The sequence below is a fragment of the Streptomyces sp. NPDC053426 genome, from assembly GCF_055585405.1.
In genome coordinates this window covers 17,924-41,781 of the sequence record NZ_JBVJKE010000023.1, presented here as the reverse complement: position 1 = coordinate 41,781, position 23,858 = coordinate 17,924, and the positions used below count along the sequence as shown (strand labels likewise).

Annotated in this window: 21 protein-coding genes; 11 read left to right on the top strand and 10 right to left on the bottom strand. The window is 74.7% G+C overall.

Features of this window, described 5'->3' with window-relative positions; genetic code table 11:
* Window positions 1–321: 321 nt before the first annotated feature.
* The gene (locus tag ACZ62B_RS33855) at window positions 322–1,485 is read left to right on the top strand and encodes an exonuclease SbcCD subunit D (RefSeq protein ID WP_344561787.1); all 1,164 of its coding nucleotides are present in this window, start codon (window positions 322–324) and stop codon (window positions 1,483–1,485) included.
* Window positions 1,482–4,478 carry an AAA family ATPase gene (locus ACZ62B_RS33850; RefSeq protein WP_469693258.1) on the top strand — a complete coding sequence of 999 codons (2,997 nt, stop codon included), beginning with the start codon at window positions 1,482–1,484 and terminating at the stop codon, window positions 4,476–4,478. Before ACZ62B_RS33855 ends, ACZ62B_RS33850 begins: the two co-directional genes overlap by 4 nt.
* Window positions 4,479–4,486: 8 nt before the next feature.
* Here ACZ62B_RS33850 and ACZ62B_RS33845 read toward each other — a convergent pair whose 3' ends face one another.
* On the bottom strand, window positions 4,487–4,933 hold the full coding sequence (locus tag ACZ62B_RS33845; RefSeq protein WP_344561791.1) for an Lrp/AsnC family transcriptional regulator: 447 nt from the start codon (window positions 4,931–4,933) through the stop codon (window positions 4,487–4,489).
* 94 nt (window positions 4,934–5,027) lie between these two features.
* On the opposite strand from ACZ62B_RS33845, the gene ACZ62B_RS33840 reads away from it, so the two are divergent.
* The 3 genes from ACZ62B_RS33840 to ACZ62B_RS33830 all read left to right on the top strand — a co-directional run bounded on the left by ACZ62B_RS33840 (window position 5,028) and on the right by ACZ62B_RS33830 (window position 7,037).
* Window positions 5,028–5,504, top strand: a complete 477-nt coding sequence (locus ACZ62B_RS33840) for a rhodanese-like domain-containing protein (RefSeq protein WP_344561793.1) — start codon at window positions 5,028–5,030, stop codon at window positions 5,502–5,504.
* Window positions 5,505–5,547: 43 nt separating this feature from the next.
* Entirely contained in the window at window positions 5,548–6,060 is a 513-nt protein-coding gene (locus tag ACZ62B_RS33835) for an immunity 21 family protein (RefSeq protein ID WP_344561795.1), read from the top strand.
* A 131-nt stretch (window positions 6,061–6,191) separates the two neighbouring features.
* The gene (locus ACZ62B_RS33830) at window positions 6,192–7,037 is read left to right on the top strand and encodes an SDR family oxidoreductase (protein ID WP_468725381.1); all 846 of its coding nucleotides are present in this window, start codon (window positions 6,192–6,194) and stop codon (window positions 7,035–7,037) included.
* A 6-nt stretch (window positions 7,038–7,043) separates the two neighbouring features.
* On the opposite strand, the gene ACZ62B_RS33825 is transcribed toward ACZ62B_RS33830, so the two are convergent.
* Window positions 7,044–8,732, bottom strand: coding sequence for a DUF885 domain-containing protein (locus ACZ62B_RS33825; RefSeq protein ID WP_344561801.1), 1,689 nt, complete (start codon window positions 8,730–8,732; stop codon window positions 7,044–7,046).
* 32 nt (window positions 8,733–8,764) lie between these two features.
* Complete coding sequence (locus ACZ62B_RS33820) at window positions 8,765–9,256, bottom strand: Lrp/AsnC family transcriptional regulator (protein WP_073934646.1); 492 nt, start codon at window positions 9,254–9,256, stop codon at window positions 8,765–8,767.
* Between the two features lie 72 nt (window positions 9,257–9,328).
* Between ACZ62B_RS33820 and ACZ62B_RS33815 the strand changes: the two genes are divergently transcribed.
* Entirely contained in the window at window positions 9,329–10,504 is a 1,176-nt protein-coding gene (locus tag ACZ62B_RS33815; RefSeq protein ID WP_344561802.1) for a trans-sulfuration enzyme family protein, read from the top strand.
* Window positions 10,505–10,703: 199 nt separating this feature from the next.
* On the opposite strand, the gene ACZ62B_RS33810 is transcribed toward ACZ62B_RS33815, so the two are convergent.
* The 4 genes from ACZ62B_RS33810 to ACZ62B_RS33795 form a co-directional block, all read right to left on the bottom strand.
* Window positions 10,704–11,966, bottom strand: coding sequence for a GNAT family N-acetyltransferase (locus ACZ62B_RS33810; RefSeq protein WP_469693255.1), 1,263 nt, complete (start codon window positions 11,964–11,966; stop codon window positions 10,704–10,706).
* A 97-nt stretch (window positions 11,967–12,063) separates the two neighbouring features.
* Entirely contained in the window at window positions 12,064–13,650 is a 1,587-nt protein-coding gene (locus ACZ62B_RS33805; protein WP_469693253.1) for an alkaline phosphatase D family protein, read from the bottom strand.
* Between the two features lie 108 nt (window positions 13,651–13,758).
* The gene (gene pdxR, locus ACZ62B_RS33800; RefSeq protein WP_469693251.1) at window positions 13,759–15,189 is read right to left on the bottom strand and encodes a MocR-like pyridoxine biosynthesis transcription factor PdxR; all 1,431 of its coding nucleotides are present in this window, start codon (window positions 15,187–15,189) and stop codon (window positions 13,759–13,761) included.
* Window positions 15,190–15,230: 41 nt separating this feature from the next.
* The gene (locus ACZ62B_RS33795; protein ID WP_344561810.1) at window positions 15,231–16,061 is read right to left on the bottom strand and encodes an alpha/beta fold hydrolase; all 831 of its coding nucleotides are present in this window, start codon (window positions 16,059–16,061) and stop codon (window positions 15,231–15,233) included.
* A gap of 163 nt (window positions 16,062–16,224) precedes the next feature.
* Between ACZ62B_RS33795 and ACZ62B_RS33790 the strand changes: the two genes are divergently transcribed.
* A complete protein-coding gene (locus tag ACZ62B_RS33790) occupies window positions 16,225–17,112 on the top strand; it encodes an RNA polymerase sigma-70 factor (RefSeq protein WP_468725387.1) in 888 nt (295 codons plus the stop codon).
* A 162-nt stretch (window positions 17,113–17,274) separates the two neighbouring features.
* A complete protein-coding gene (locus tag ACZ62B_RS33785) occupies window positions 17,275–18,036 on the top strand; it encodes a GntR family transcriptional regulator (protein WP_344561814.1) in 762 nt (253 codons plus the stop codon).
* Window positions 18,037–18,521: 485 nt separating this feature from the next.
* Here the strand turns inward: ACZ62B_RS33785 and ACZ62B_RS33780 are convergent, their stop codons facing one another.
* The 3 genes from ACZ62B_RS33780 to ACZ62B_RS33770 form a co-directional block, all read right to left on the bottom strand.
* The gene (locus ACZ62B_RS33780; RefSeq protein WP_073934653.1) at window positions 18,522–19,679 is read right to left on the bottom strand and encodes an ROK family transcriptional regulator; all 1,158 of its coding nucleotides are present in this window, start codon (window positions 19,677–19,679) and stop codon (window positions 18,522–18,524) included.
* A gap of 97 nt (window positions 19,680–19,776) precedes the next feature.
* Window positions 19,777–20,439, bottom strand: a complete 663-nt coding sequence (locus ACZ62B_RS33775) for a response regulator transcription factor (RefSeq protein WP_073934654.1) — start codon at window positions 20,437–20,439, stop codon at window positions 19,777–19,779.
* Between the two features lie 14 nt (window positions 20,440–20,453).
* Window positions 20,454–21,623: a sensor histidine kinase gene (locus ACZ62B_RS33770; protein WP_344561817.1), complete on the bottom strand. Its 1,170-nt coding sequence runs from the start codon at window positions 21,621–21,623 to the stop codon at window positions 20,454–20,456.
* Window positions 21,624–21,731: 108 nt separating this feature from the next.
* Between ACZ62B_RS33770 and ACZ62B_RS33765 the strand changes: the two genes are divergently transcribed.
* From ACZ62B_RS33765 to ACZ62B_RS33755, 3 genes are read left to right on the top strand one after another with little or no spacing between them, the layout of a single operon-like run.
* Window positions 21,732–22,652, top strand: coding sequence for an ABC transporter ATP-binding protein (locus ACZ62B_RS33765; protein ID WP_344561819.1), 921 nt, complete (start codon window positions 21,732–21,734; stop codon window positions 22,650–22,652).
* A 2-nt stretch (window positions 22,653–22,654) separates the two neighbouring features.
* Window positions 22,655–23,380, top strand: coding sequence for an ABC transporter permease (locus tag ACZ62B_RS33760; protein WP_344561821.1), 726 nt, complete (start codon window positions 22,655–22,657; stop codon window positions 23,378–23,380).
* Between the two features lie 55 nt (window positions 23,381–23,435).
* Complete coding sequence (locus ACZ62B_RS33755; RefSeq protein ID WP_468883303.1) at window positions 23,436–23,858, top strand: hypothetical protein; 423 nt, start codon at window positions 23,436–23,438, stop codon at window positions 23,856–23,858.

The following is a 23,858-nucleotide window of genomic DNA, read 5'->3' as shown; positions in this document are numbered from 1 at the left end:
GCCCCGCGTCGTCCCCGACATCTCGGCGCGGGGCGGGCCCGCGGGAACCGGTCCTCGCCCGTCGTGCCGCCGGGGCGGCACGGGCCGGCGGCGACGGCCGCGTCACCGGCTCCCCGCTTCCCCGAGCGGTTCTGCTTCCCTGCGCCCGGCGGCGGTGAGGAGCTTCAGCGTCTCGTCCTCGCCGTAGCGGTCGGTGATCTCCCGGCAGAGCGGTGATCGGCGATGAGACCGACACGAACGGTGTTCGTGAGATCTGTCATGACGGGCGATACGGGAGTAACCGCCCGTGCTGTCGGACCGGGCGGCTACGCTGCTGGGATCATGAGACTGCTGCACACGTCCGACTGGCACCTCGGCCGGTCCTTCCACCGGGTCGGCATGCTCGGTGCCCAGGCCGAGTTCATCGGCCACCTCGTCAGCACCGTGCGCGAGCGCGAGGTGGACGCGGTGGTCGTGTCGGGAGACGTGTACGACCGCGCGGTGCCGCCGCTCGCCGCGGTCGAGCTGTTCGACGACGCACTGCACCGTCTCGCCGGCCTCGGCGTGCCGACGGTGATGATCTCCGGCAACCACGACTCGGCCCGCCGTCTCGGCGTCGGCGCCGGACTCATGGGGCGCGCCGGCATCCACCTGCGGACCGAACCGTCCGCGTGCGGCACGCCCGTGGTGCTGTCCGACGGGCACGGGGACGTCGCCTTCTACGGGCTGCCGTACCTCGAACCCGCCCTGGTGAAGGACGAGTTCGCGGTAGAGAAGGCCGGCCACGGGACGGTGCTCGCCGCCGCCATGGACCGCGTCCGCGCGGACCTCGCCGCCCGCGCGCCCGGCACCCGCTCCGTCGTCCTCGCGCACGCCTTCGTCACCGGCGGCGAACCCAGCGACAGCGAGCGGGACATCACCGTCGGCGGGGTGGCCGCCGTGCCCGCCGGGGTGTTCGACGGCGTCGACTACGTGGCGCTGGGGCATCTGCACGGCTGCCAGACGCTCACCGAGCGGGTGCGCTACTCCGGCTCCCCGCTGCCGTACTCCTTCTCCGAGGCCACGCACCGCAAGAGCATGTGGCTCGTCGACCTGGCCGCCGACGGGGCGGTCACCGCCGAGCGCGTGGACTGCCCGGTGCCGCGCGCGCTGGCCCGGATCCGCGGCACCCTGGAGGAACTGCTCGCCGACCCCGCGCTGGCACGGCACACGGAGGCGTGGGTCGAGGCGACCCTCACCGACCCGGTCCGCCCGGCCGACCCCATGGCCCGGCTCACCGAGCGCTTCCCGCACACCCTCAGCCTCGTCTTCGATCCGGCCAGGACGGCGGACGACCCCGCGGTCTCCTACGCCCGCCGCCTCGCCGGCCGCGACGACCAGCAGATCGCCGAGGACTTCGTCACCCACGTGCGCGGCGCGGGACCCGACCCGCACGAACGGGCCGTCCTGCGGGACGCCTTCGACGCGGTCCGCGCGGACGACGCGGTACGGGAGGTGGCGCGGTGAGGCTGCACCGGCTGGACATGACCGCCTTCGGGCCGTTCGGGAGCACCCAGAGCGTCGACTTCGGCGAGCTGTCCGCCGCGGGGCTCTTCCTGCTGCACGGCCCCACCGGCGCCGGCAAGACCTCCGTCCTGGACGCCGTCTGCTACGCGCTGTACGGCTCCGTCCCCGGCGCCCGGCAGAGCGGTCAGGGCATGACCCTGCGCAGCGACCACGCCGTCCCGGGCGTCCGCACCGAGGTCACCCTCGAACTCACCGTCGCCGGACGCCGGCTGGAGATCACCCGGCAACCGCCCTGGGAGCGTCCCAAGAAGGGCCGCCGCGCGGGCACCACGGTGGACAAGGCCCAGACCTGGCTGCGCGAACGCGACGCCGCCTCGGGCACCTGGAAGGACCTCAGCCGCTCGCACCAGGAGATCGGCGAGGAGATCACCCAGCTCCTCGGCATGAGCCGGGAGCAGTTCTGCCAGGTCGTGCTGCTGCCCCAGGGTGACTTCGCGCGCTTCCTGCGCGCCGACGCCGAGGCCCGCGGCAAGCTGCTGGGCCGCCTCTTCGACACCCGCCGCTTCGCCGACGTGGAGAAGCGCCTCGCCGAACGCCGGCGGGCCGCCGAGTCCCGGGTGCGCGAGGGCGACGCCGACCTGCTCGCCGACGCGCACCGGATGCAGCAGGCCGCGGGCGACTCCATGGAGCTGCCCGAACTGACGCCCGGCGAACCGGGACTGGCCGAGGCCGTGCTGGGCGCCGCCGCCGTCGCCCGTAGCACCGCGCGGGAACAGCTCACCGCCGCCCGCTGCCGCCTCGCCACCGCCGAGTCCGCCCTCGCCGACGCCGGCCGCGCCCTGGACGTCGTACGCGAACGGGACCGGCTGCAACGGCGGTTCGCCGAGGCGCGGGAGCGGGCGGACCGGCTTCAGGAGCGGGCCGGAGCCCACCGGGAGGAGCGGGCCCGCATGGAGCGGGCCCGCAAGGCCGAGACCGTCGCCCCCGCCCTGGAGCTTCGGGACTCCGCCGGTGCCGAGCACGAACGGGCGGCCGGTGCCGAACTGCGGGCGCGTGCCCTGCTCCCGGCGTCCCTCGCGGACGCGGGCGCGGCCGGGCTCGCGGCCGCCGCCCGCCGGGCCGCCGAGGAACTGGGCGGACTGGAGTCGGCCCGCCGCGCCGAGCGGAGGCTGACGGAACTCCTCGGCGAGCGCGCCGATCTGGACCGCCAGGAACGCGCCGACGACGAAGCGCGGGAGGACGCGGAGGCCTGGCTCGCGGACTGGGAGGAGACCCGCGCGGGTCTGCTGGCCGGCATCGAGTCGGCTCAGCAGGCCGAGACCACGGCCCGTGAACTCGCCGTGCGGCGCGACCCCGCGCGGCAGCGGCTGAACGCCGCGCGGCTGCGCGACCGGCTCGCCGGGGACACGGAAACGGCCGAGGAGCAGGCCCGCGCCGCCCGGGAGCGGGCGCTCGCGGCGAAGCAGCACTGGCTCGACCTCAAGGAACAGCGCCTGAACGGCATCGCCGCCGAACTGGCCGCCGGACTCACCGACGGCGAACCCTGCGCGGTCTGCGGCGCCACCGAACACCCCGCCCCCGCCCGCAAGGTCGCCGGACACGTCGACCGCGAGACGGAGGAACGCGCCCTCGCCGACCACCAGCGCGCCGACGACCACCGCGCGGAGGCCGAGCAGCGGCTCGGCGCCGTACGGGAGGCGCTGGCCGCCGCGAGCGCCGAAGCCGGGGACGGCGCCACCGAACAGCTCTCCCGCGCGGTCGACGAGCTGGAGCAGCAGTACGCGCGGGCGCGGGACGCCGCCTCCGTGCTGCACGCCGAGCAGGAGCGGCTGCGCCGCGCGGAGGACGAGCACGAGCTGCGGATCACCGCCCAGCGCGAGGCGGCCGTCCGGGCCGCCTCCCGCGTGGGCCACCGCGAGCGGCTGGACCGGGAACACACCGCGCTGGAGGAGGAGTTGGCGCAGGCGCGGGGGGACGCCGGCAGCGTGGCCGCGCGCGCCGTGCAGCTGGAGCGGAGCGTCCGGCTGCTCACGGACGCCGCCGACACCGTCCGCGCCGCCGAGGACGCGGCCCAGCGGCTCAAGGAGGCCGACGCCCGGCTCGCCGACGCCGCCTTCCGCGCGGGCTTCGACACCCCGGGGGCCGCCGCCGAAGCCCTCCTGGACGACGCGGCCCACCGCGAACTCCAGCGGCGCCTGGACGCCTGGCAGGACGAGGAGGCCGCCGTACGGGCCGTCCTCGCCGAGCCGGATACCGTCGCCGCCGCACAGCAGCCGCCCGCCGACCTCGGCTCCGCGCAGCGGGCCGCCGAGGACGCGGACCGCAGGGTGCGCGAGGCGGCCTCCGCGCGGGACGCCGCCGACCGGCGCCGCGCCGAACTCGACCGGCTCTCCGCGCGGGCCGCCGCCTCGGTGCGCCGGCTGGGACCCCTGCGCGAGGAGTACGACCGGGTGGCCCGCATGGCCGGACTCACCGCGGGCACCTCGGCGGACAACGAACGGAAGATGCGCCTGGAGTCGTACGTCCTCGCCGCCCGCCTGGAACAGGTCGCCGCCGCCGCGACCGCACGGCTGCACCGCATGTCGTCCGGCCGGTACACCCTCGTCCACTCCGACGACCGCACCGGCCGCGGCCGCAGCGGACTCGGACTGCACGTCGTCGACGCCTGGACCGGACGGGAGCGCGACACCGCGACCCTCTCGGGCGGCGAGACCTTCTTCGCCTCGCTCGCCCTGGCGCTCGGTCTCGCGGACGTCGTCACCGACGAGGCGGGCGGGGTCCGGCTGGACACCCTCTTCATCGACGAGGGCTTCGGCAGCCTCGACGACCAGACCCTCGACGAGGTCCTGGACGTCCTGGACTCCCTGCGCGAACGCGACCGCAGCGTGGGCATCGTCAGCCATGTCGGCGATCTGCGGCGCCGGATACACGCCCAGCTGGAGGTCGTGAAGGGCCGTTCGGGCTCGGAGCTGCGCCAGCGCGGCACCCGCTGAGGGCCGGCTCAGCGCCCCAGCGGGCGGCGCGGCAGCGGCGAGGAGTAGACGACGCTGGTGGTCACCGAGCCGAGCGTGCCGATCCGGCCCGCCACTTCCTCCAGGTGCCGCATCGAACGGGCGGCGACCTTGATGACGAAGCAGTCCTCGCCCGTCACATGGTGCGCCTCCAGGATCTCGGGCGTCACGGCGACGAGGTCGTGGAACGGCTTGTAGTTGCCGGTCGGGTAGCGCAGTCGTACGAAGGCCAGGATCGGCAGCCCGATCCGCTCCGGGTCCACCACCGCCGCGTAGCCCTGGATGACCCCGGCCTCCTCCATGCGGCGCACTCTCTCGGTGACCGCGCTCGCGGACATCGAGACGGCACGGGCGAGTTCGGCGAAGCTGGCCCGTCCCTCCCGCTGGAGGACGTCGAGGATGCGCCAGTCGGTGGCGTCCGGGGAATACTCGGTCATCCCTGAGAAGTACCAGGGGAATCCCCGGCCGATCAAGGAGAAGGCCGGGGTTCTCCGCTTCAGGACCCGGTCCCGCGGCCGTAGTTTCTCTCCCATGACCACCACCACCGTGAACTCCGTCCTGCGCGTCGCCCCCGCCTCCCCGGCGGAGGCCGCCGCCCACTTCCGTGCGAGCCTCGCCTTCCACACCGATGTCTCCGACGTGGCCGCCGCGCTCGCGGCCGACGGGGACCCCGGGTTCGTCCTGGTGGACTCCCGCTCCACCGAGGCCTGGGACCAGGGCCATGTCCCCGGCGCGGTGCACCTTCCCACCGCGCTCGTCCCCGAGCGGGCCGCCGGGCTCCTGGACCCGTCGGTCCCGGTCGTGACGTACTGCTGGGGCCCCGGCTGCGACGGCGCCACCCGAGCCGCGCTCGCCCTCGCCGAACTCGGATACCGGGTCAAGGAGATGCTCGGCGGATTCGAGTACTGGGTGCGTGAGGGCTTCGAGTTCGAGACCTGGCGGGGCCGGGAGCGCCGTGCCCCCGACCCGCTGACGGCTCCCGTGGACGCCGACGACTGCGGGTGCTGAACCCCCGGTTCCGGTAAGGGAGTCGACCCGGTAGGTTCTGCGCATGGTGCGATACGCGGAGCCGGGCACGGTCGAGTGGGTGGAGTCGGGCGGCGGACCGCTCATCGCGGTGCCGGAGACGGTGCTGCCGTTCTGGACGGGCGCCGACGGTGAGGAGACGGCCTCGGACTACGACCGGGCCTGCGAGGTCGACGGACTCGTCGGACTCCTCCCGGTCGGCGACGCGACGGCCCTGGTCCTGGGCGACGAGCCCGCCGCGACCGCCTTCCTCCCCGAGCACGGCACCCTCGTCCGCTGGATCGCCGGCGACTGCGAGGCGGAACTCCTGGCGAGCGTCCCGGCCGCGCTGCGCACCGCGCGGTGGCAGCCCGAGGCGCACTGGAAGGTGCCCGGCACGGTCGTCCTGTTCGACGCGGCCTGGCCCGGCACCGACTCCACGGGCACCGACCACGCGAGCCTCACGCTCGCTCCGGGCCGTTACGCGGTCCGCGCGGCACAGGTCCAGCCGGGCCCGGAAACCTGGCTGGTCCTCGTCCAGCTCCGACCGCTGCCCTGACCGACGGCCCGCCGCCACGGCGCGCACGGACCGAGGCCGGGAGCGCGGTGGCGACCGCACCGCCGCGCGGGCGGGCCGGCCGACCGATATTCGCGTGCGCCGGTCCACCCGGCCCCGCATCATGGACGATCATGCCCAAGCTCCCGCACCCCGCACCCGAAGCACTCCGCCGCGACCCCCTGCCCCTGCGGGGCCGGACCGCGCTGGTCACCGGGGCCAGTCGGCGCGGCGGCATCGGTCATGCCGTGGCCCGGCGTCTCGCCGCCTACGGGGCGAGCGTCTACCTGCACCATCACGTGCCGCACGACGCCGCCATGCCGTGGGGCGCCGACCGGACCGAGGACGTGACCGCCTCCGTGCGCGACGCCCTCGGCGACCCCGGCGCGACCGTGCTCGCCGGTCCCGGCGACCTCACCGACCCCGCGGCCCCCGCCGAGCTGTACGCCCGCGCGGCCGAGGCGCTCGGCGGACGGCTCGACGTCCTCGTCGCCAACCACGCCCTCAGCGGTTCCGACGGCGCCCTCGACACCATCGACGCCGCCATGCTCGACGCGCACTGGGCCGTCGACACCCGCTCGGTGCTGCTGCTCGTCCAGGCCCACGCCCGGCACCGCGCCGCCCTGCCCCCGCGCACCCCGGGCGGGCGCGTGGTGATGATGACCTCCGGGCAGGACATCGCCGGTGGTATGCCGGGCGAGATCGCCTACGCCCTCCAGAAGGGCGCCCTCGCCTCGATCACCCGCTCCCTGGCGACCACGCTGGCCGAGCACGCGGTCACCGTGAACACCGTCAACCCCGGCCCGGTGGACACGGACTACCTGACCGGCGACACCTACGACGCCATCGCCGCCCTCTTCCCCGCCGGCCGCTGGGGCATGCCCGACGACCCCGCCCGCCTCATCGCGTGGCTGGCCACGGACGAGGCGGACTGGATCACCGGTCAGGTCATCGACTCCGAGGGCGGCTTCCGGCGCTGAACCCGCTCACAGCGCCGACAGCTCGTCCACCAGGTCGTCCAGGCCCAGCGACCCCTGGGACAGCGCGGCCATGTGCCACGCCTTGAGGTCGAAGGCGTCACCGTGCCGCTCGCGGGCGTTCTCCCGGCCCAGCAGCCACGCCCGCTCGCCGAGCTTGTAGCCGATCGCCTGGCCCGGGATCGTCAGATAGCGGGTCAGTTCGCTCTCCACGAAGTCCGCCGGGCGGCTGCTGTGCGCCCCGAAGAACTCCTCGGCCAGCTCCGGCGTCCAGCGCTCACCCGGGTGGAACGGCGAATCCGCCGGGATCTCCAGCTCCAGGTGCATGCCGATGTCGACGATGACCCGGGCCGCCCGCATCATCTGCGCGTCCAGGTAGCCCAGCCGCTCCTCCGCGTCCGCGAGGAAACCGAGTTCGTCCATCAGCCGCTCCGCGTACAGCGCCCAGCCCTCGGCGTTGGCGCTGACCATGCCGACGGAGGCCTGGTAGCGGGAGAGGGTGTCGGCCACGTGCACCCACTGCGCGAGCTGGAGGTGATGGCCGGGGACGCCCTCGTGGTACCAGGTGGAGACCAGGTCGTAGACCGGGAAGCGGGTCAGGCCCATCGTGGGCAGCCAGGTGCAGCCCGGCCGGGAGAAGTCCTCCGACGGCGGCGTGTAGTACGGCGCCGCCGCGCTGCCCGCCGGCGCGATCCGCGACTCCACCTTCCGCACCCGCTCGGCGAGGTCGAAGTGCGTGCCGTCCAGGGACTCGATCGCCCGGTCCATCACGCCCTGGAGCCACGCGCGGACCTCGTCCACGCCCTCGATGTGCCGGCCGTGCTCGTCCAGGTGCGCCAGCGCCACCCACGGCGTCCCGGCCCCCGGCAGGATCTTCTCGGCCTCCTTCCTCATCTCGCCCAGCAGCCGGTGGTACTCCGACCAGCCGTACGCGTACGCCTCGTCCAGGTCGAGATCGGTCCCGTTGTAGTAGCGGGCCCAGCGGGCGTACCGCTCCCGGCCCACCGTGTTCGACGCGCCCTCGATGGCCGGCGCGTACACGTCGCGCATCCAGTCCCGCAGCTCCACGACGGCCGCGGTCGCCGCGCGGGCGCCCTCGTCCAGTTCGGTGCGCAGCGCGTCCGGCCCCGCGGCGGCGAAGTCCTCGAACCAGCCCCGGCCCTCACCGGTGTCCGCCCACTCGCCGAGCTGCCCGACGAACGTCTCCGTCGGGCGCGGAGCCGCGTACAGCTTGCGCTCCAGTCCCAGCGCGAGGGACTCCCGGTAGCCCGCCAGCGCGGCCGGCACCGCGCGCAGCCGCTCGGCGATCGCCGCCCAGTCCTCCTCCGTCTCGGCCGGCGTCACGGTGAACACCTCGCGCACCGAATGCGCGACCGTGCCCAGGTTGCCGACCGCGCGCAGACCCTCGTCGGCCTCGTGCACGGCGAGTTCCGCGGTGAGCCGCTCGCGCAGCAGGCGGGCGCAGCGGCGCTCGATGCCGCTGTCCGCGCCGGGCTGCCGCTCGGCCTCGTCGAGCCGGGCGAGGGTGGCCCGCTGGAGCTCGGCGAGCGCCTCCTGTCCGGCGGGCGAGAGATCGGGCAGCCGGGAGGAGCTCTCCTTCACTCCGAGGAACGTTCCGGTGACCGGGTCGAGGGCGATGAGCTCGTCGACGTAGGTGTCGGCGACCTGACGGGGAAGCGCGCTGTTGGTCTGAGGCATGCGGACCATCCTGGTACGCGGCTCCTCGCACGTCACCCGGTTTGAGCTGTGGGCGAAGGCGGCAGCATGGGGCCGCAGTCCCACTGCTGGAAGATCAGCCGGGTCTCCACGCGGGCCACCTCCCGCCGGGCGGTGAACTCGTCGAGCACCAGCCGTTGCAGATCCGCCATGTCCGCGACCGCGACATGCACCAGATAGTCGTCGGGGCCGGTCAGATGGAACACGGTCAGCGACTCCGGCAGCGCCCGGATCCGCTCCACGAACGGCCCCACCAGCTCCCGCCGGTGCGGTCTGACCTGCACCGACAGCAGAGCCTGGAGCCCGCGCCCCAGCTTGGCGGGATCCAGCTTCAGCCGGTGCCCGAGGATCACGCCCGAGCGGCGCAGCCGGGTCACCCGGTCCAGACAGGTCGACGGCGCGACCCCGACCTGCGCGGCGAGATCCCGGTACGTCGTCCGGGCGTCGTTCTGCAACAACCGCAGCAGATGGAGGTCCACCGGATCCAGTACGACAGATTCGGCCACCGGCCGAACGTAACACGGGATCCGACTCCTGCGACCCGTTCGGTGTTCACCCTTCGGTCCATGGACTTGGGCATGGACACGCGACACACCCCACGCGCACTCGCCACCGAGGCCGTGCACGCAGGCCGCGACGATCTCGCCGGACTGGGACTGCACGCCCCGCCGATCGACCTGTCGACCACCTACCCCTCGTACGACAGCCGCGCCGAGGCCGCCCGCATCGACGCCTTCGCCACCACCGGCGCCGAGCCGGAGGGCCCGCCCGTCTACGGGCGGCTCGGCAACCCGACCGTCGCCCGCTTCGAGACCGCCCTGGCCCGCCTGGAGGGGACGGAGTCGGCGGTCGCGTTCGCCAGTGGCATGGCCGCGCTCAGTGCCGTCCTGCTGGTCCGGGGCTCGATGGGGCTGCGGCACGTCGTCGCCGTACGCCCCCTGTACGGGTGCAGCGACCATCTGCTGACCGCCGGACTGCTCGGCTCCGAGGTGACCTGGACCGACCCGGCCGGGGTCGCCGACGCGCTGCGCCCCGACACCGGCCTGGTGCTCGTGGAGAGCCCGGCCAACCCCACGCTCGCCGAGATCGACCTGCGGGCCGTCGCCCACGCCTGCGGCTCCGTGCCGCTGCTCGTCGACAACACCTTCGCCACGCCGGTCCTCCAGCGCCCGGCCGAGCACGGGGCGCGGCTGGTGCTGCACAGCGCCACCAAGTACCTCGGCGGGCACGGGGACGTCCTGGCGGGCGTGGTGGCCTGCGACGAGGAGTTCGCCGGGCGGCTGCGCCAGGTGCGGTTCGCCACGGGCGGCGTGCTGCACCCGCTGGCCGGATATCTGCTGCTGCGCGGCCTGTCGACCCTGCCGGTACGGGTGCGGGCCGCGTCCGCGAACGCCGCCGAACTCGCCGGCCGGCTCGCCGCCGACCCGCGCGTGGCCCGGGTGCACTACCCGCGCATCGGCGGGGCGATGGTCTCCTTCGAGGTGCACGGGGACCCGCACGAGGTGATCGCCGGCGTACGCCTGATCACCCCGGCCGTCAGCCTGGGCAGCGTGGACTCCCTCATCCAGCACCCGGCCTCCATCAGCCACCGCATCGTCGACGCCGACGACCGCAGGGACGCCGGGGTGAGCGACCGGCTGCTGAGGCTCTCGGTCGGCCTGGAGGACGTCGAGGACCTGTGGGCCGATCTGGACGCGGCCCTGGGGGAGCGGGCCGGGACGCCCGCACCGGCGGAGGCGTCGGCCCGGGGCTGAGACCGGCCCCCCCGGGGGACGGCCCGGCGGATCGCACCGCCGGGCCGCTCCCCGGACGCCCGCGCGGCGGCCGGAACCCCGTGTCCGCGTGCTCGCCGCGCGCCGGCTGTGACGCCGTGGCCGTCACCCCGTGCCCGCGCGGCGGCCATGACCCCGTGTCCGCGTGCGGTGCCGGTGCCGCGTGTCCGCGCGTGACGGGCTACGGCCGGCCGACCCGCTCGCCGTGTTCCCGCCCCTCCTCCGCACGGCGGTCCGGTACGGCGTCCAGGCGGGCCGTGACGACCAGCGTGCCCTCCTCGATCTGGTAGTCGAGCGGCAGCCCCAGGCCGCGCATCGCGGCGACCATGCCGGTGTTGGACGCCTGCGTCACGGCGTACACCTGGGCGCAGCCGTCCTCGGCGGCCATCGCCACCAGCCGGGTGAGCAGCTCGGCGCCGATGCCCCGGCGCTGCCAGGCGTCCTCCACGATCAGCGCCACCTCGGTCTCGTCGCCGTCCCACAGCAGATGGCCGAGGCCGACGATGCGGCCCGAGGTGGTCTGCGCGGCGAGCGTGCGGCCGAAGCGCGGGCTGAGCAGGTGGTCCAGATAGCGGTCGGCGTCGCCGACCGGCCCGTGGTACCGCATGCGCAGGGTCTCGGTGGAGCACCGCTCGTGCATCGCCCGCGCGGCCGCCAGATCGCCGGTGTCCGCGCGGCGCACGGAGATGTCGCTGCCCTCGGGCAGCGTGAGGACGTCACGTCCGCGCGGGATCCGCGGACCGAGCCTGGCGTCCAGCTCCACCAGTGCCCGCGCGCGGGCGAACTCGGTGGGCGTGAACGGCAGGTACGGCCGCTCCACGGTGATCACCCCGCCCTCCGGGGCGCGCAGCCGGATCACGGTGTCCTCCAGGGAGCCCTCCTCGGGCACGGTCGTGGCCGTCCGGTGACCGCCGCCCGGCAGGGAGCGGATCGTGCACCGGCCCAGCAGCCGGCGCAGCGCGAGCGGCAGTTCGGCCGCGTCCTGCGCGGTGCGGGCGGCCAGCCCGAGGACCCGGGTCGGCGCGTCCACCAGATCGTGGGCGTCGGCCCGCTCGGTCCAGGTGTCCATGCCCCCGGCGAGCGACACGGCGGCGACGAGGTCCGTCCCCTCCGGCGCCCGCAGCAGGAACTCGTCGACGGTGTCCTCGCCCAGCGGGTGCGTCTGCAGGCTCAGGATGTCGACCCGCAGCTCGGCCAGCGCCGTGCAGAGCGCGGCCAGCGCGCCCGGTTCGTCCTTCACCGTCGTCCGCATCCGCCACAGCACGCTGCCGCCGGTCCCGGAGGAGGGCGGCGGGGCATCGCCGGTATCGTGCGCCGGCGGTGCGTGGCCGTGGCGGCGTACCCACCATGCGTGGAACGCCGCCGTGCACCGCGCGGCGAGCCCGGCCGGGTCCCGGCGGCCGTTCGTGGGGCCGCCGTGCGGGGTGTTCGTCACTTCAGACATGTCTCGACTCATACAGCCACTGTGAAGGAACCGTGTTTCGTGATCACGAACGTACTGTGACTGATGGGTAAAGCGCGCTTCTGACCGTTTTGTTGAGTTACTGACCGACCAGGCCCGGCCGCAGCGTCTTCGTGAACAGCACGGTGCCGTCCTGCTCCCGCATCCGCACCGTCAACTCGCCGCTGTCACCGTCGATGTCGACCTCGCCGAAGAACTGGTAGCCGCCGGCGGGCGAGACGTTCGAGGCGGTCGGCGCCTTCACCCACACCCGCTCCGGGCCGAAGGTGCCGTCGAGCGCGCTGGCCGGGAAGGCGCCCGCGTTCAGCGGACCGGAGACGAACTCCCAGAACGGCTCGAAGTCGTCGAACGCGGCCCGCGAGGGCTGGTAGTGCTGCGCCGAGGTGTGGTGCACGTCGGCCGTCAGCCACACCGTTCCGGTGATCCGCCGGTGCTTGACGAACCGCAGCAGCTCCGCGATCTGCAGCTCGCGTCCCAGCGGCGCCCCGGGGTCGCCCTGGGCCACCGCCTCGACGTGTCGCTCGCCCTCGGTCGTGTCGGGCACGACGAGACCGATCGGCATGTCGGCGGCGATCACCTTCCACACCGCCCGCGACCGCGACAGCTCCCGCTTGAGCCACTCCAGCTGCTCCCGCCCGAGGATGCCCTGCGGGTCCACGGTCTGGTCACCCGAGGAGTTGGCATTGCGATACGTCCGCATGTCCAGCACGAACACGTCGAGCAGCGGCCCCTGCCGCAGCACCCGGTACACCCGGCCCTCCCGGGCGCCCGGCCGCAGCGTGGACATCGGGAAGTACTCGCCGAACGCGCGCCGCGCGCGGGCCGCCAGCACGTCGACGCTCTTCTCCGTGTACCGGGCGTCCGTGTCGGCGATCCGCTGGCCCGGGTACCAGTTGTTGCGCACCTCGTGGTCGTCCCACTGCACGATGGACGGAACCTGGGCGTTGAACCGGCGCAGGTTCTCGTCGAGCAGGTTGTAGCGGAAGTTGCCCCGGAACTCGGCCAGGGTCTCGGCGACCTTGGACTTCTCCTCGGTGGTGACGTTCCGCCAGACACCGCCGTCCGGCAGGGCGGCGGTCGCGGAGACGGGACCGTCGGCGTAGACGGTGTCCCCGCTGAACAGGAAGAAGTCGGGGTCGAGCCGCGCCATCGCGTCGAAGATGCGGTAGCCGCCGAAGTCGGGGTTGATGCCCCAGCCCTGTCCCGCCAGGTCGCCCGACCACAGGAACCGCACACCGTCCCGGCGCCGGGCGGAGACCGTGCGGAACGTGCCGGTGACCGGCTCACCGGTGCGGCGCGGGTCGTCGGGGTCGGCGAGCAGCACCCGGTAGTGGATCTGCTCGCCGGACGGCAGCCCGCGCAGCCGGATCGTACCGGTGAAGTCGGTGCCCGCGCCGAGCAGCGGACCGTGCCATCTGCGCGGACGGCGGAACGACTCGGTCGCCGACGTCTCGACGATCATCCGCGCCGGACGGTCGGAGCGCACCCACACCAGGCCCGAGTCACGGGTGACGTCACCGGTCTGCACGCCCCATTCGGCCCGCGGGCGCCCGGAGAGGGCGAAGGCGGGTGCCGCGCCGAGCGCGGTGGGCAGGGTCAGGGCCGCCGAGGCCGCGAGCGAACCGCGCAGCACGGCGCGACGGCCGGGGAGCGGACGGTGTGACATGGATGCGCCTCCAGGGACGGGATCCGGCCAGTGTGTGCGACCACACCTACTCGGACGGCGCGGCCCGCACACGAACACCGGGTGAACAACTCGCACGGGCGGGGGCGGCTACCGGGCGGCGGCCTCCGCCATCAGACGCACTCCCTCGTGGATCCGCGCGGGTGTGACGTGCGCGTAGCCCAGCACGAGCCGTACGCCCTCCTCCGGCGCCTCGTCGTGCGCGTAGTCCGTGAGCGGGCGCACCGCCACACCGGCCTCCGCCACGCGCGCGAGGAACCGTTCCCGCGGCCCGTAGCGCCCGGGCAGCGCGACGATGACGTGCAGCCCCGCCGCGATCCCGGACACCTTGGCGCCCGGGAAGTGCTCCCCGAGCGCGGAGACCAGGGCGTCGCGCCGCTCGCGGTAGGCGCGCTGGCAGCGGCGCAGCTGACGGTCGTAGTCGCCGCGTTCCAGGAACCGGGCGAACAGCGCCTGGTCCAGGGTGGGATGGCCGAGGTCCATGGTGCGCTTGCGCTCCACCACCTCCTCGGCCCACCCCCGCGGCACCAGCAGCCAGCCGAGCCGCAGCCCCGGGGCGAGGGACTTGCTGACCGAGCCGGTGTAGGCCACGTGCTCGGGGTCGAGCCCCTGAAGGGCGCCGACGGGCGCCCGGTCGTAGCGGAAGTCGCCGTCGTAGTCGTCCTCCAGGACGATCCCGTCCACGGACCGCGCCCAGTCGAGCAGTTCGGCCCGGCGCCGCGCGGAGTACGCGATGCCGGTGGGGAACTGGTGCGCCGGCGTCACGACGGCCGCCCGCGCCCCCGAGGCCCGCAGCGGTTCCATCGCGAGCCCCTCGCCGTCCACCGGTACGGGTACGGCGGTGACCCCGGCGGCGGCGTACAGGGACTCGTGCTGCGGGCTGCCGGGGTCCTCCACGGCGACGGCGCGCAACCCGCGTGCGCGGAGGGCGAATCCGAGCAGCGCCGTCGCCTGCGCCACTCCGGAGACCACCACGATCCGCTCGGGATCGGCCACCACGCCACGGCGCCGCGCGAGCAGTCCGGCCAGCGCCGTACGCAGCCGGGGCAGCCCGCGCGGATCGGGGTAACCCAGCTCCTGGTGCGGAAGGTCCGCGAGTACACCGCGCTGCGCCGCCGCCCATGCCGCGCGGGGGAACAGCGACAGGTCGGGGGTGCCGGGGACGAAGTCCGCGCGGACACCGGGGGTGCGCGGGGCGAGGTCGCGGGCGCGCGGGCGGGCGGCCCGTACCGCCGCCCCCACCCACGTCCCGGCGCCCCGGCCGGAGCGCAGATAACCCTCCGCCGTCAGCTGCTCGTACGCCTCCGTGATCAGCCCCCGCGACACACCGAGGTCGGCGGCCAGGTCACGGCTCGACGGCAGCCGGGTCCCCGGCGCGAGCCGCCCCGACCGCACCGCCTCGCGCAGCGCGGCCTGCAGCGAACGGCCACGCGCGCGTGCCGGCGCGGAGGCGGCGGGCAGCAGCAACTCCCAGGCGGAGGAGGCGGCTGGTCCCTCGGGGCCGGTCTGCGGTGACGTCATGACAGGGCCACACTAGGCCGTCCGGGGGCACGGTCCCGCCCTCAGCGGCTGCCGTCGAGGATGACGCGTGCGACCAGCGCCGGGTCGTCGTTCATCGGGACGTGACCGCAGCCGGGCAGCCGGACCAGCCGGGCCCGGGGGATGATCCGCTTGGCGCGGACGCCCTGCCGGGGGATCAGCAGCCGGTCCCGGGCGCCCCAGGCGACGGTCACCGGGATGCCGGGCACGTCGTCGGTGAACCGTACGGCGGTGCCCGCGCGGAGGGTCTCGGTGAAGCCGGTGGCCCCGGCGAGCGCGAGCGTCTCGGCGACCACGGCCTCGGGGGAGCGGCGACCGGGACGGGCGTAGATGGTGCTGGTCAGCGCCGCCCGGCCGGCCGCGGAGCGGGCGAGGCGCTCGACCAGCGGAAGCGGCATCCGCTCCGCGATCCGCCGCATGCCGATCAGCACGCCGAAGGCGTACCGCCGCTCGGCCTGCGTCCAGAAACCCGCCGGGGACAGGGCGGTGACGGACCGTACGAGACGTTCCCGGCCGAGTTCCAGGGCCAGCAGGCCGCCGAGCGAGTTGCCCGCGACGTGCGGCCGGTCGAGTTCCAGCTCCTCGCACAGGGCGCCCAGGGCGGCGTTCATGGTCGGCAGGTCGTGGGCGAGGCCGTCGGGCAGCGACGGGGAGGCGCCGAAGCCGGGCAGGTCCACGGCGATCACCTCGCGCTCGGTCGCCAGGATGTCCACCACCGGGTCCCAGGCCTGGCGGTGATGACCGATGCCGTGCAGCAGGAGCAGCGGTTCGCCGCGGCCCACGCGCGCGTAGGACAGGGTCACGGACTGCGGGCCGAGGGGAGAGGTGACCTCGAAGGAGACGGTCGCGGACATGAGGGTGCTCCTCGTCTGGGACTCGCGGAAACGGACGCCGCCCGGCGTCGTAGACAGCTTGTCAGCAATTACTACCGACGGGTAGCCCCGCGGCCGGCGCGTCCCGCCGGGCGACGGCCGGTGCCGCCTGGACACGACCGCGCGGGTCGGCTGGGATGGTGCCGTGACCACCGACACCGTGACCGACGTCTTCGAGGAACACCGCCCCGTCCTCCTGGGGGTCGCCTACCGCATGCTGGGCCGGGTGGCCGACGCGGAGGACGTGGTGCAGGACGCGTGGCTGCGCTGGTCGGGCGGCGACCGGGCCCGGGTGCGCGAACCGCGCGGCTACCTGGTGCGCGTCACCACCCGCCTCGCCATCGACCGGCTGCGCCAGATCAAGGCGCGCGGCGAGACGTACGTCGGCCCGTGGCTGCCCGAGCCCTGCGTCACCGACTTCGGCGACACCGTCCCGGACGCCGCCGAGCGGGCCGTCCTCGCCGACTCCGTCTCCCTCGCCGTCCTCGTCGTCATGGAGTCCCTGTCGCCCCTGGAACGCGCGGTGTTCGTGCTGCGGGAGGCGTTCGGCTATCCGTACGCCGACATCGCGGCCATGCTCGACCGCGGCGAACCGGCCGTGCGCCAACTCGCCGGCCGCGCCCGCAAACACGTCGAGGAGCGCCGCCCGCGCTACGAGGTCGACCCCGCCCAGCGCCGCGACCTCACCGAACGCTTCCTGGCCGCGGCGGCCGACGGCGACCTGGAGGGCCTGCTGGAACTCCTCGCCCCCGACGCGCGTCTGGTCGGCGACAGCGGCGGCAAGTCGCGCGCCCCGCTGCGGGTCCTGGAGAGCGCCGACCACGTGGGGCGCTTCCTCCTCGGAGTCGCCCGCAAGGGCGTGCCGGACCTGTCCTTCCGCTTCCTGGAGCTCAACGGCGGCCCCGCGGTGCTCGTCCTGTCCGGCGACAAACCCGACTCCGTCGTCCAGCTCGACGTCGCCGACGGCCGCGTCCGGACGGTGTACGTCATCCGCAATCCCGACAAGCTGCGTTCGCTCGCCGAGGTCCGGTAGGAGCCCCCGCGCCGAAGCCCCCGTCGCGGCGGGGGCCCGTCGTCGTGCCCGATTGGTATTGACCAAGGGTGAGGGGCGCCTTATCGTCGCAGATAAGTGAAACAACCTTTAATAAACAAGGGCGCTAAAACGCGGCCGGACACGGCGATCGTGGAGGACAGGGTGGGGACCACGCAGCTGGAAACGGTGCCGGAACCGAAGTACTGGCACCTCAGGACCGTGCTCAGTGAGGCGCTGGACTCGGAGTTCTCCGTGGGCGAGATCCTGCCCAACGAGCGCGACCTCGCCGCCCGCTTCGGCGTCGCCCGCGCCACGCTCCGGCAGGCCCTGGAACAGCTCGAACTCGAAGGCAGGCTGCAGCGCCGCCGCGGTGTGGGCACGACGGTCGCCCCGCCCCGCATGGGCGTGTCCGTCGGCACGACACAGCACGCCTGGCCCGGCGGGCCGCACGACGCCTGGCAGACCCTCGACTGCGCGCCCGAGGTGCCGCCCGCCGCCGTCGCCGAGACGCTGGTGACCGGCCGCGACGAGCCCGTGCACGTCGTGCGGCGCTCCCGCGTCTCCCACGGCCAGCCCGTCGCCGCCGAACTCCTCTACATCCCGGCGGACTCGGTACCGGACCTGTCCGGCATCGACGCGCCGGCCGGTACCGCACGCGCGCGTGCGGTACTGCGGGAACTGCAGCGCCTGGAGCTGGAGCGGCAGGAGAACGCGGTGGAGCTCGGCTCCGCCCGCGCGGACGACGCGCGCGAACTGGACCGCCTGCCCGGCGCGCCCGTCCTCGTCGTCACCACCCGCTTCATCGCCCGCGGCCGCACCGCCGCGCTCTCCGTGGCCACGTACCGCGCGGACACCTGCCGCCTGACCTTCGGCGACTCCGGCGGCGTCGAGATCCACCACGGCCCGGAACGCCGCGCGTCCTGACCCCACCCCCGTAGCCGCGTGCCGCGGCGCCGCCGCAGCCACCCGCAGCTGAGGGCAGCCGCACCGCCGCCGCTGCGGGCAGTCGTGCCTCCCCCAGTGCCTCAAGGGCCTGGGAGGTACCCCCAGGGCGGCACGGGTGGGCGGTGGGGGCACCTCCCGCTCGAGCGAAGCCGAGAGTGGGGGAGGCACCCGGCAGGCGCCGGCGAGCGGAACCCACCCCCGCCCGGCAGGCACCGGGGGTCAGCGGAGCGGGGGGTGTTCCGCAGCCTGGCATCGACGGGGTGCCGTCCGCGCCCACCCGTGCCGCCCTGCGGCACGACTGCCCGCGGGAGTGCGGGGACGCGGGAGTGCGGGGATGCGGGAGTGCGGGGATGCGGGAGTGCGGGGATGCGGGAGTGCGGGGACGCGGGAGTGCGGGGACGCGGGAGTGCGGGGACGCGGGGAGCCGGCCCCCCGGGGCGCTGGGCGTCGATACGGCGTGCCCGTTACCGGCGGGCCGTCACCGTGCCCTCCACCGCGAAGAGTTGTTCCTCCACGTGGTCGAGGGCCAGGCGTACCGCACCCGTGGCGACCGCCGCCTCGCCGAGGTGGGACAGGGTGACCTTCGGCGGGCGCAGGCAGTAGCGGGCCAGTTCGCGGCGCAGCGGCTCCAGGACGCCGTCCAGGCCGGCCGCCCAGCCGCCGATCACGACCAGCTCCGGGTCGAGGGCCAGCACCAGCGCCGCCACGTCGTGGACGAGCCGGCGGATGAACCGGTCCATGGCCGCCAGCGCCCGCTGGTCGCCCTCACGGGCCTGGGCGAAGACCTCGGCGACCGCCTGCTCGTCGAGCGGGTGCAGCGGCTCGTCCGTGGTGGACAGCAAGGTTTCGGGGGTCGCCTCCCGGCCCAGCAGATGCAGTGCCCCGATCTCCCCGGCCGCCCCGCCGTACCCCCGGTGCAGCCGCCCGCCGATCAGCGACCCGGCGCCCGGGCTCAGCCCGGCCAGCACGAACACCACGTCGTCGGTCCCCCGGGCGGCGCCCTTCCAGTGCTCGGCGACGACCGCCGCGTTGGCGTCGTTCTCCACCAGCACCGGACACTTGAAGGACCGGCTCAGCCGTTCGCCGAGGCCGAGGCCCGTCCAGCCGGGCAGCGCCGTGCCCAGCCGCACCGTGCCGTCCGCCTCCACGATCCCCGGCGTGCCCACGCCCACGGCACGCAGCGAGCCGCGCGGGACGCCGGCCCGCCGCAGCAGCTCCGCGATGGCGGTGCGCAGCCGCTCCAGCCGCTCGTCGGCGTCGACCGTCTCGTCGACGTCCCTCGACTGCGCGCCGATCACCTTGCCGTCCAGATCGGCCAGCAGCGCGGCCACCCGGTGCACGCCGATCTCCAGGCCGAGCAGATGCCCGGCCTCCGCCCGGAACCGGAACCGCCGCGCCGGCCGCCCCTGCCGCCGCGCGGCGCCCTCCTCGGCCGCCGTCTCCACCACGAGACCCGCCTCGATGAGCCCCTCCACGACGCCTTCGACGGTCGGCCGGGACAGCCCCGTCACCCGGGTCACCTCGGTCAGCGTCGCGCAGTCCGTCGCCCGCAACGCGTGCAGCACCACCGCGGAGTTGATCCTTCGCAGCAGCGAGGGGTCCCCGCCGGTCAGCCGACCCACCGTCCGTCCTCCCAGCTCGTGCGCGTGTTGGGCGGATCGTACTCGGCGCCGCCGACCCCGGCGACCTCCGGGCACGGCCGCCCCCGGGGACGCGGGTTCAGCCCGGCGCCACGAAGCCCGACTCGTAGGCCGCGATCACCGCCTGGGTCCGGTCGCGCGCCCCCAGCTTCGCCAGCACGGCGCTCACATGGGACTTCACGGTCTCCGTCCCCACCACCAGCCGCGCGGCGATCTCCGCGTTGGTCAGGCCCCGCGCCATCAGCCGCAGCACCTCCCCCTCACGGTCGGTCAGCCGCGCCCGCTCCAGCACGTCGCGCGCCGCGCGGTTGCCGTCGCCGTCGGCGTACTCGGCCGCGAGCCGGCGCACCGAGGCGGGGAACAGCAGCGACTCGCCCTCGGCGACCAGCCGCACCGCGTGCACGATCTCCGCCGGCCGAGCCCGCTTCAGCAGGAACCCGTCGGCTCCCGCGCGCAGTGCCCCGTACACGTACTCGTCGTTCTCGAACGTCGTCACGACGAGGATCTTCGGCGGCGCGTCGACCGTCCGCAGCAGCGCGCGCGTGGCCTCGATCCCGTCCAGCAGCGGCATGCGTACGTCCATGGCGACCACGTCCGGCCGTAGTTGCCGTACGAGGGGAATGACCGCCGCGCCGTCGGCCGCCTCCCCGACGACCTCGATGTCCGGCTGCGCCTCCAACACGGCCCGCAGACCCGCGCGTACGAGGGGCTCGTCGTCGACGAGGAGAACGGTGACCGGCATGCGGCCAGCGTAGATCAGCGCAACGGCAGCTCCACCCGCACCCGCCAGTCACCCCGGTCGGGACCGGTGTGCGCCCGTCCGCCCAGCAGAGCCGCGCGCTCGCGTATGCCGCGCAGACCGCTGCCCCGGCCGGGTTCGGGTACCGCCCCGGTGAGCGGATTGCGGACCTCCAGGCCGAGCGAGCCGTCGTCGACCGCGATACGGACCCGCACGGGGACGGCACCCGCGTGCCGCAGCACATTGGTCAGGGCCTCCTGGAGGATGCGGTACCCCTCGCGGGAGACCGGCCCGGGCACGGTGTCCAGGGGCCCGGTCATGGCGACGTCGACCTCGGCGCCGGAAGCCCGCGCGGACTCCAGCAGCCGGTCGGCGTCCGTGAGGGCAGGCCGGCCGCTGACCGGCCTCCCGGACTCGCGCAGGACGCCGAGGACCCGCTCCAGGTCCTCCAGCGCGGCCCGGCCGGTCTCCTCGATGGCGTCCAGCGCCCGCTCGGTGAAGGCGGGATCACCGGCCGCGCGGGCGGCGCCCGCCTGCACGACGGCCACGGTCAGGGCGTGGCCGATGGAGTCGTGGAGCTCCCGGGCGATACGGGTGCGCTCCAGGAGCTGCTCGGTGCGTTCCTCCATGGCGGCCAGCCGCTCGGCGGGGGAGGGGCCGAGCAGACGGCGGGCCAGCGCCGTGATCAGCAGGCCCGAGCCGACCACGGTCGCCGCCAGGGTCACCGACACCGGGGCCAGCAGGAGGACGTGCCACCAACTGTGGCCTTCGAGGAGGAACGACTCGCCGGAGGCCGTGTCCCCGCCGAACGCCGCCGCCACCAGGTCCACCACGGCCATGAGCAGGTTCGCGGTGAACACGGAGGTCGCGCAGCCGATCAGCAGTCGCGCCTGAAGCCATACGACGAGCCTGCCCCGGTCGCTCCAGGAGGCGGACGGCGCGACGACGATGCCGGCGCTGTCGCTGTCGTGCCGCTGACCGGTCAGCAGCAGCCTGGCCTGCAATCCCTCCACGGTGCGCATCGCGGGCACCAGCCCGACGGGCAGGAGCGCCACGGCCGCCACCACCCAGGTCCACCACGCCTCCTCGAGGAACAGCCACATCGACGGCCACACGATCGCGATGAACAGATGCAGCAATCGTGTGTACGTCACCGTCCGGCCGAACGGGCGCAGCAAGCGGATCATGCCGTCATCGTGCCAGCCGCCACCGACAACGGACCTCCCCCGCACGGGGGAGACGATCTCCACCGGCGGGGGAGGCCCCGCCCCCGTACGAGCCGTCACGCTGCTGCCATGACCAGCATCGACGTCCAGGACCTCACCAAGGAGTACGGCGCCCGGCGGGCCGTGGACCACCTCACCTTCCGCGTCCTGCCCGGCCGCGTCACCGGCTTCCTCGGCCCCAACGGCGCCGGCAAGTCCACCACCATGCGCCTGGTGCTCGGCCTCGACCACCCCACGTCCGGCTCCGCCACCGTCGGCGGCCGCGCCTACGCCACCCTCACGGAACCCCTGCGCCAGGTCGGCGCCCTGCTCGACGCGCAGGCCGCGCACGGCTCCCGCACCGGCCGCGACCATCTGCGCGTCCTGGCGGCGAGCCACCGCATCCCGGACCGCCGGGTCGACGAGGTGCTGGAGGAGACCGGCCTGGGCTCCGCGGGGCGCCGCCGGGCGCGGACCTACTCCCTGGGCATGCGCCAGCGGCTGGGCATCGCCGCCGCGCTGCTCGGCGACCCGGAGGTGATCATGCTCGACGAACCGTCCAACGGCCTCGACCCCGAAGGCATCGTGTGGATCCGCACCCTGCTGCGCCGGCTCGCGGACGAGGGGCGGACCGTCCTGGTCTCCAGCCATCTGATGAACGAGACCGCCTCCTTCGCCGACCACCTCGTCGTCCTCGGACGGGGCCGGTTGCTGGCCGACACCCCGATGCGGGAGTTCATCGACGCGCGCGTGCGTCCCGCCGTCCGCGTCCGCACCTCCGACCCCATCACCCTCAAGAGCGTCCTCGCCGGGCACGGTCACGACGCCGTGGAACACCCGGACGGCCACTGGAGCGTGCCGGACGCGCGCGTGGACGACATCGGACGCCTCGCCTCCGCCGCCGGGGTGCCGATCCTCGAACTCACCGCGGACGAGGGCACGCTGGAACAGGCCTATCTGGACCTGACCGCCGCCGAGACCGAGTTCGCCGCACAGCCCCAGGAGGCCTGACCGTGCAGTTCGCACCCGTGCTCCACGCCGAGTGGCTGAAGATCCGCACCGTCCGCTCGCTCCCCGGGGCCCTGTTCGCGCTGTTCGCCGCGACCACGGCGTTCTCCGCGATCGCCGGGGTCTCGAACACGTCGGACCCCGAGTTCGACCCGCTGTTCATGGCCCTGTCCGGTGTCGCACCGGGGCAGATCGCCGCCATCTCCTTCGGCGCCATGGCCGTATCGGCGGAGTACCACAACGGCGCCCTGCGGCTCTCGCTGGCCGCGGTCCCGCGGCGCGGACGCTGGTTCGCCGCGAAGGCCACGGCGATCGCCGTTCCCACGCTGGCCGTGAGCCTGCTGACCGCCCTGGCCGCTCTCCTCGTGGCGCGGGCGGGGCTCGGCGGGGCGGCGAGCGGCCTCACCCCGGCCGAGCAGATCCGGGGCGTCGTGGGCTGCGCCGTCTACCTCACGCTGATGACCCTGTTCGCCGCGGGCCTCGCGACCCTGCTGCGCAGCGGAGTGGCCACGCTGTCCGTGCTGATCCCCTTCATCCTCGTCGTGTCCTTCGTGATCGGCGACGCGGCCGGCACCGTCGTCGAGTTCATGCCCGACCGGGCCGGACAGGTGGTCCTGTACGAGACCCACGACGGAACACTGGGCCCCTGGTCGGGACTGGCGGTCACCGCGCTGTGGACGGCCGCCGCGCTGGCGGCCGGGGCGTGGAGCCTGCGCCGCCGGGACGCCTGACCGGAAGTCGGCCGCCGCCCCGCCGCCCGGCCGTGCGGACGGGTTTACTGGACCCGTGAACATCGCCCGGCACATCGCCCTCATCGACGAGCTGTGCTTCCGCCCCTTCCCGGCGGAGCACGGCCCGTCGGACGCCGGCTTCGGGGGACCGGGCCACCATGTCGCCGTACTGGAGACCGATGACGGCCCGGACGGGGATCCCGCGCGACGGGCGGCCACGGTGGACCGGTTCGAGAAGGACCACGACGCCGTGTACGAGGTGCTGGCCTCCCGCTGGGGGGACACCGGCCCCTGGAACCCGCGCACCGGGCGGGAGGAGACACCCGAGCCGTGGGCCTGGCTCGGCGCCCGCGCCGAAGTGGCCCGGGTGTGGGAGGTGCAGGGCACCGGCCGCTGGGTCGCCGTCGCGGTCGCCGACCGGGACCCGGACGACGCGGTCCAGCTGCTGGCGGTGGTCACGGAGACACCCCCGCGCTGA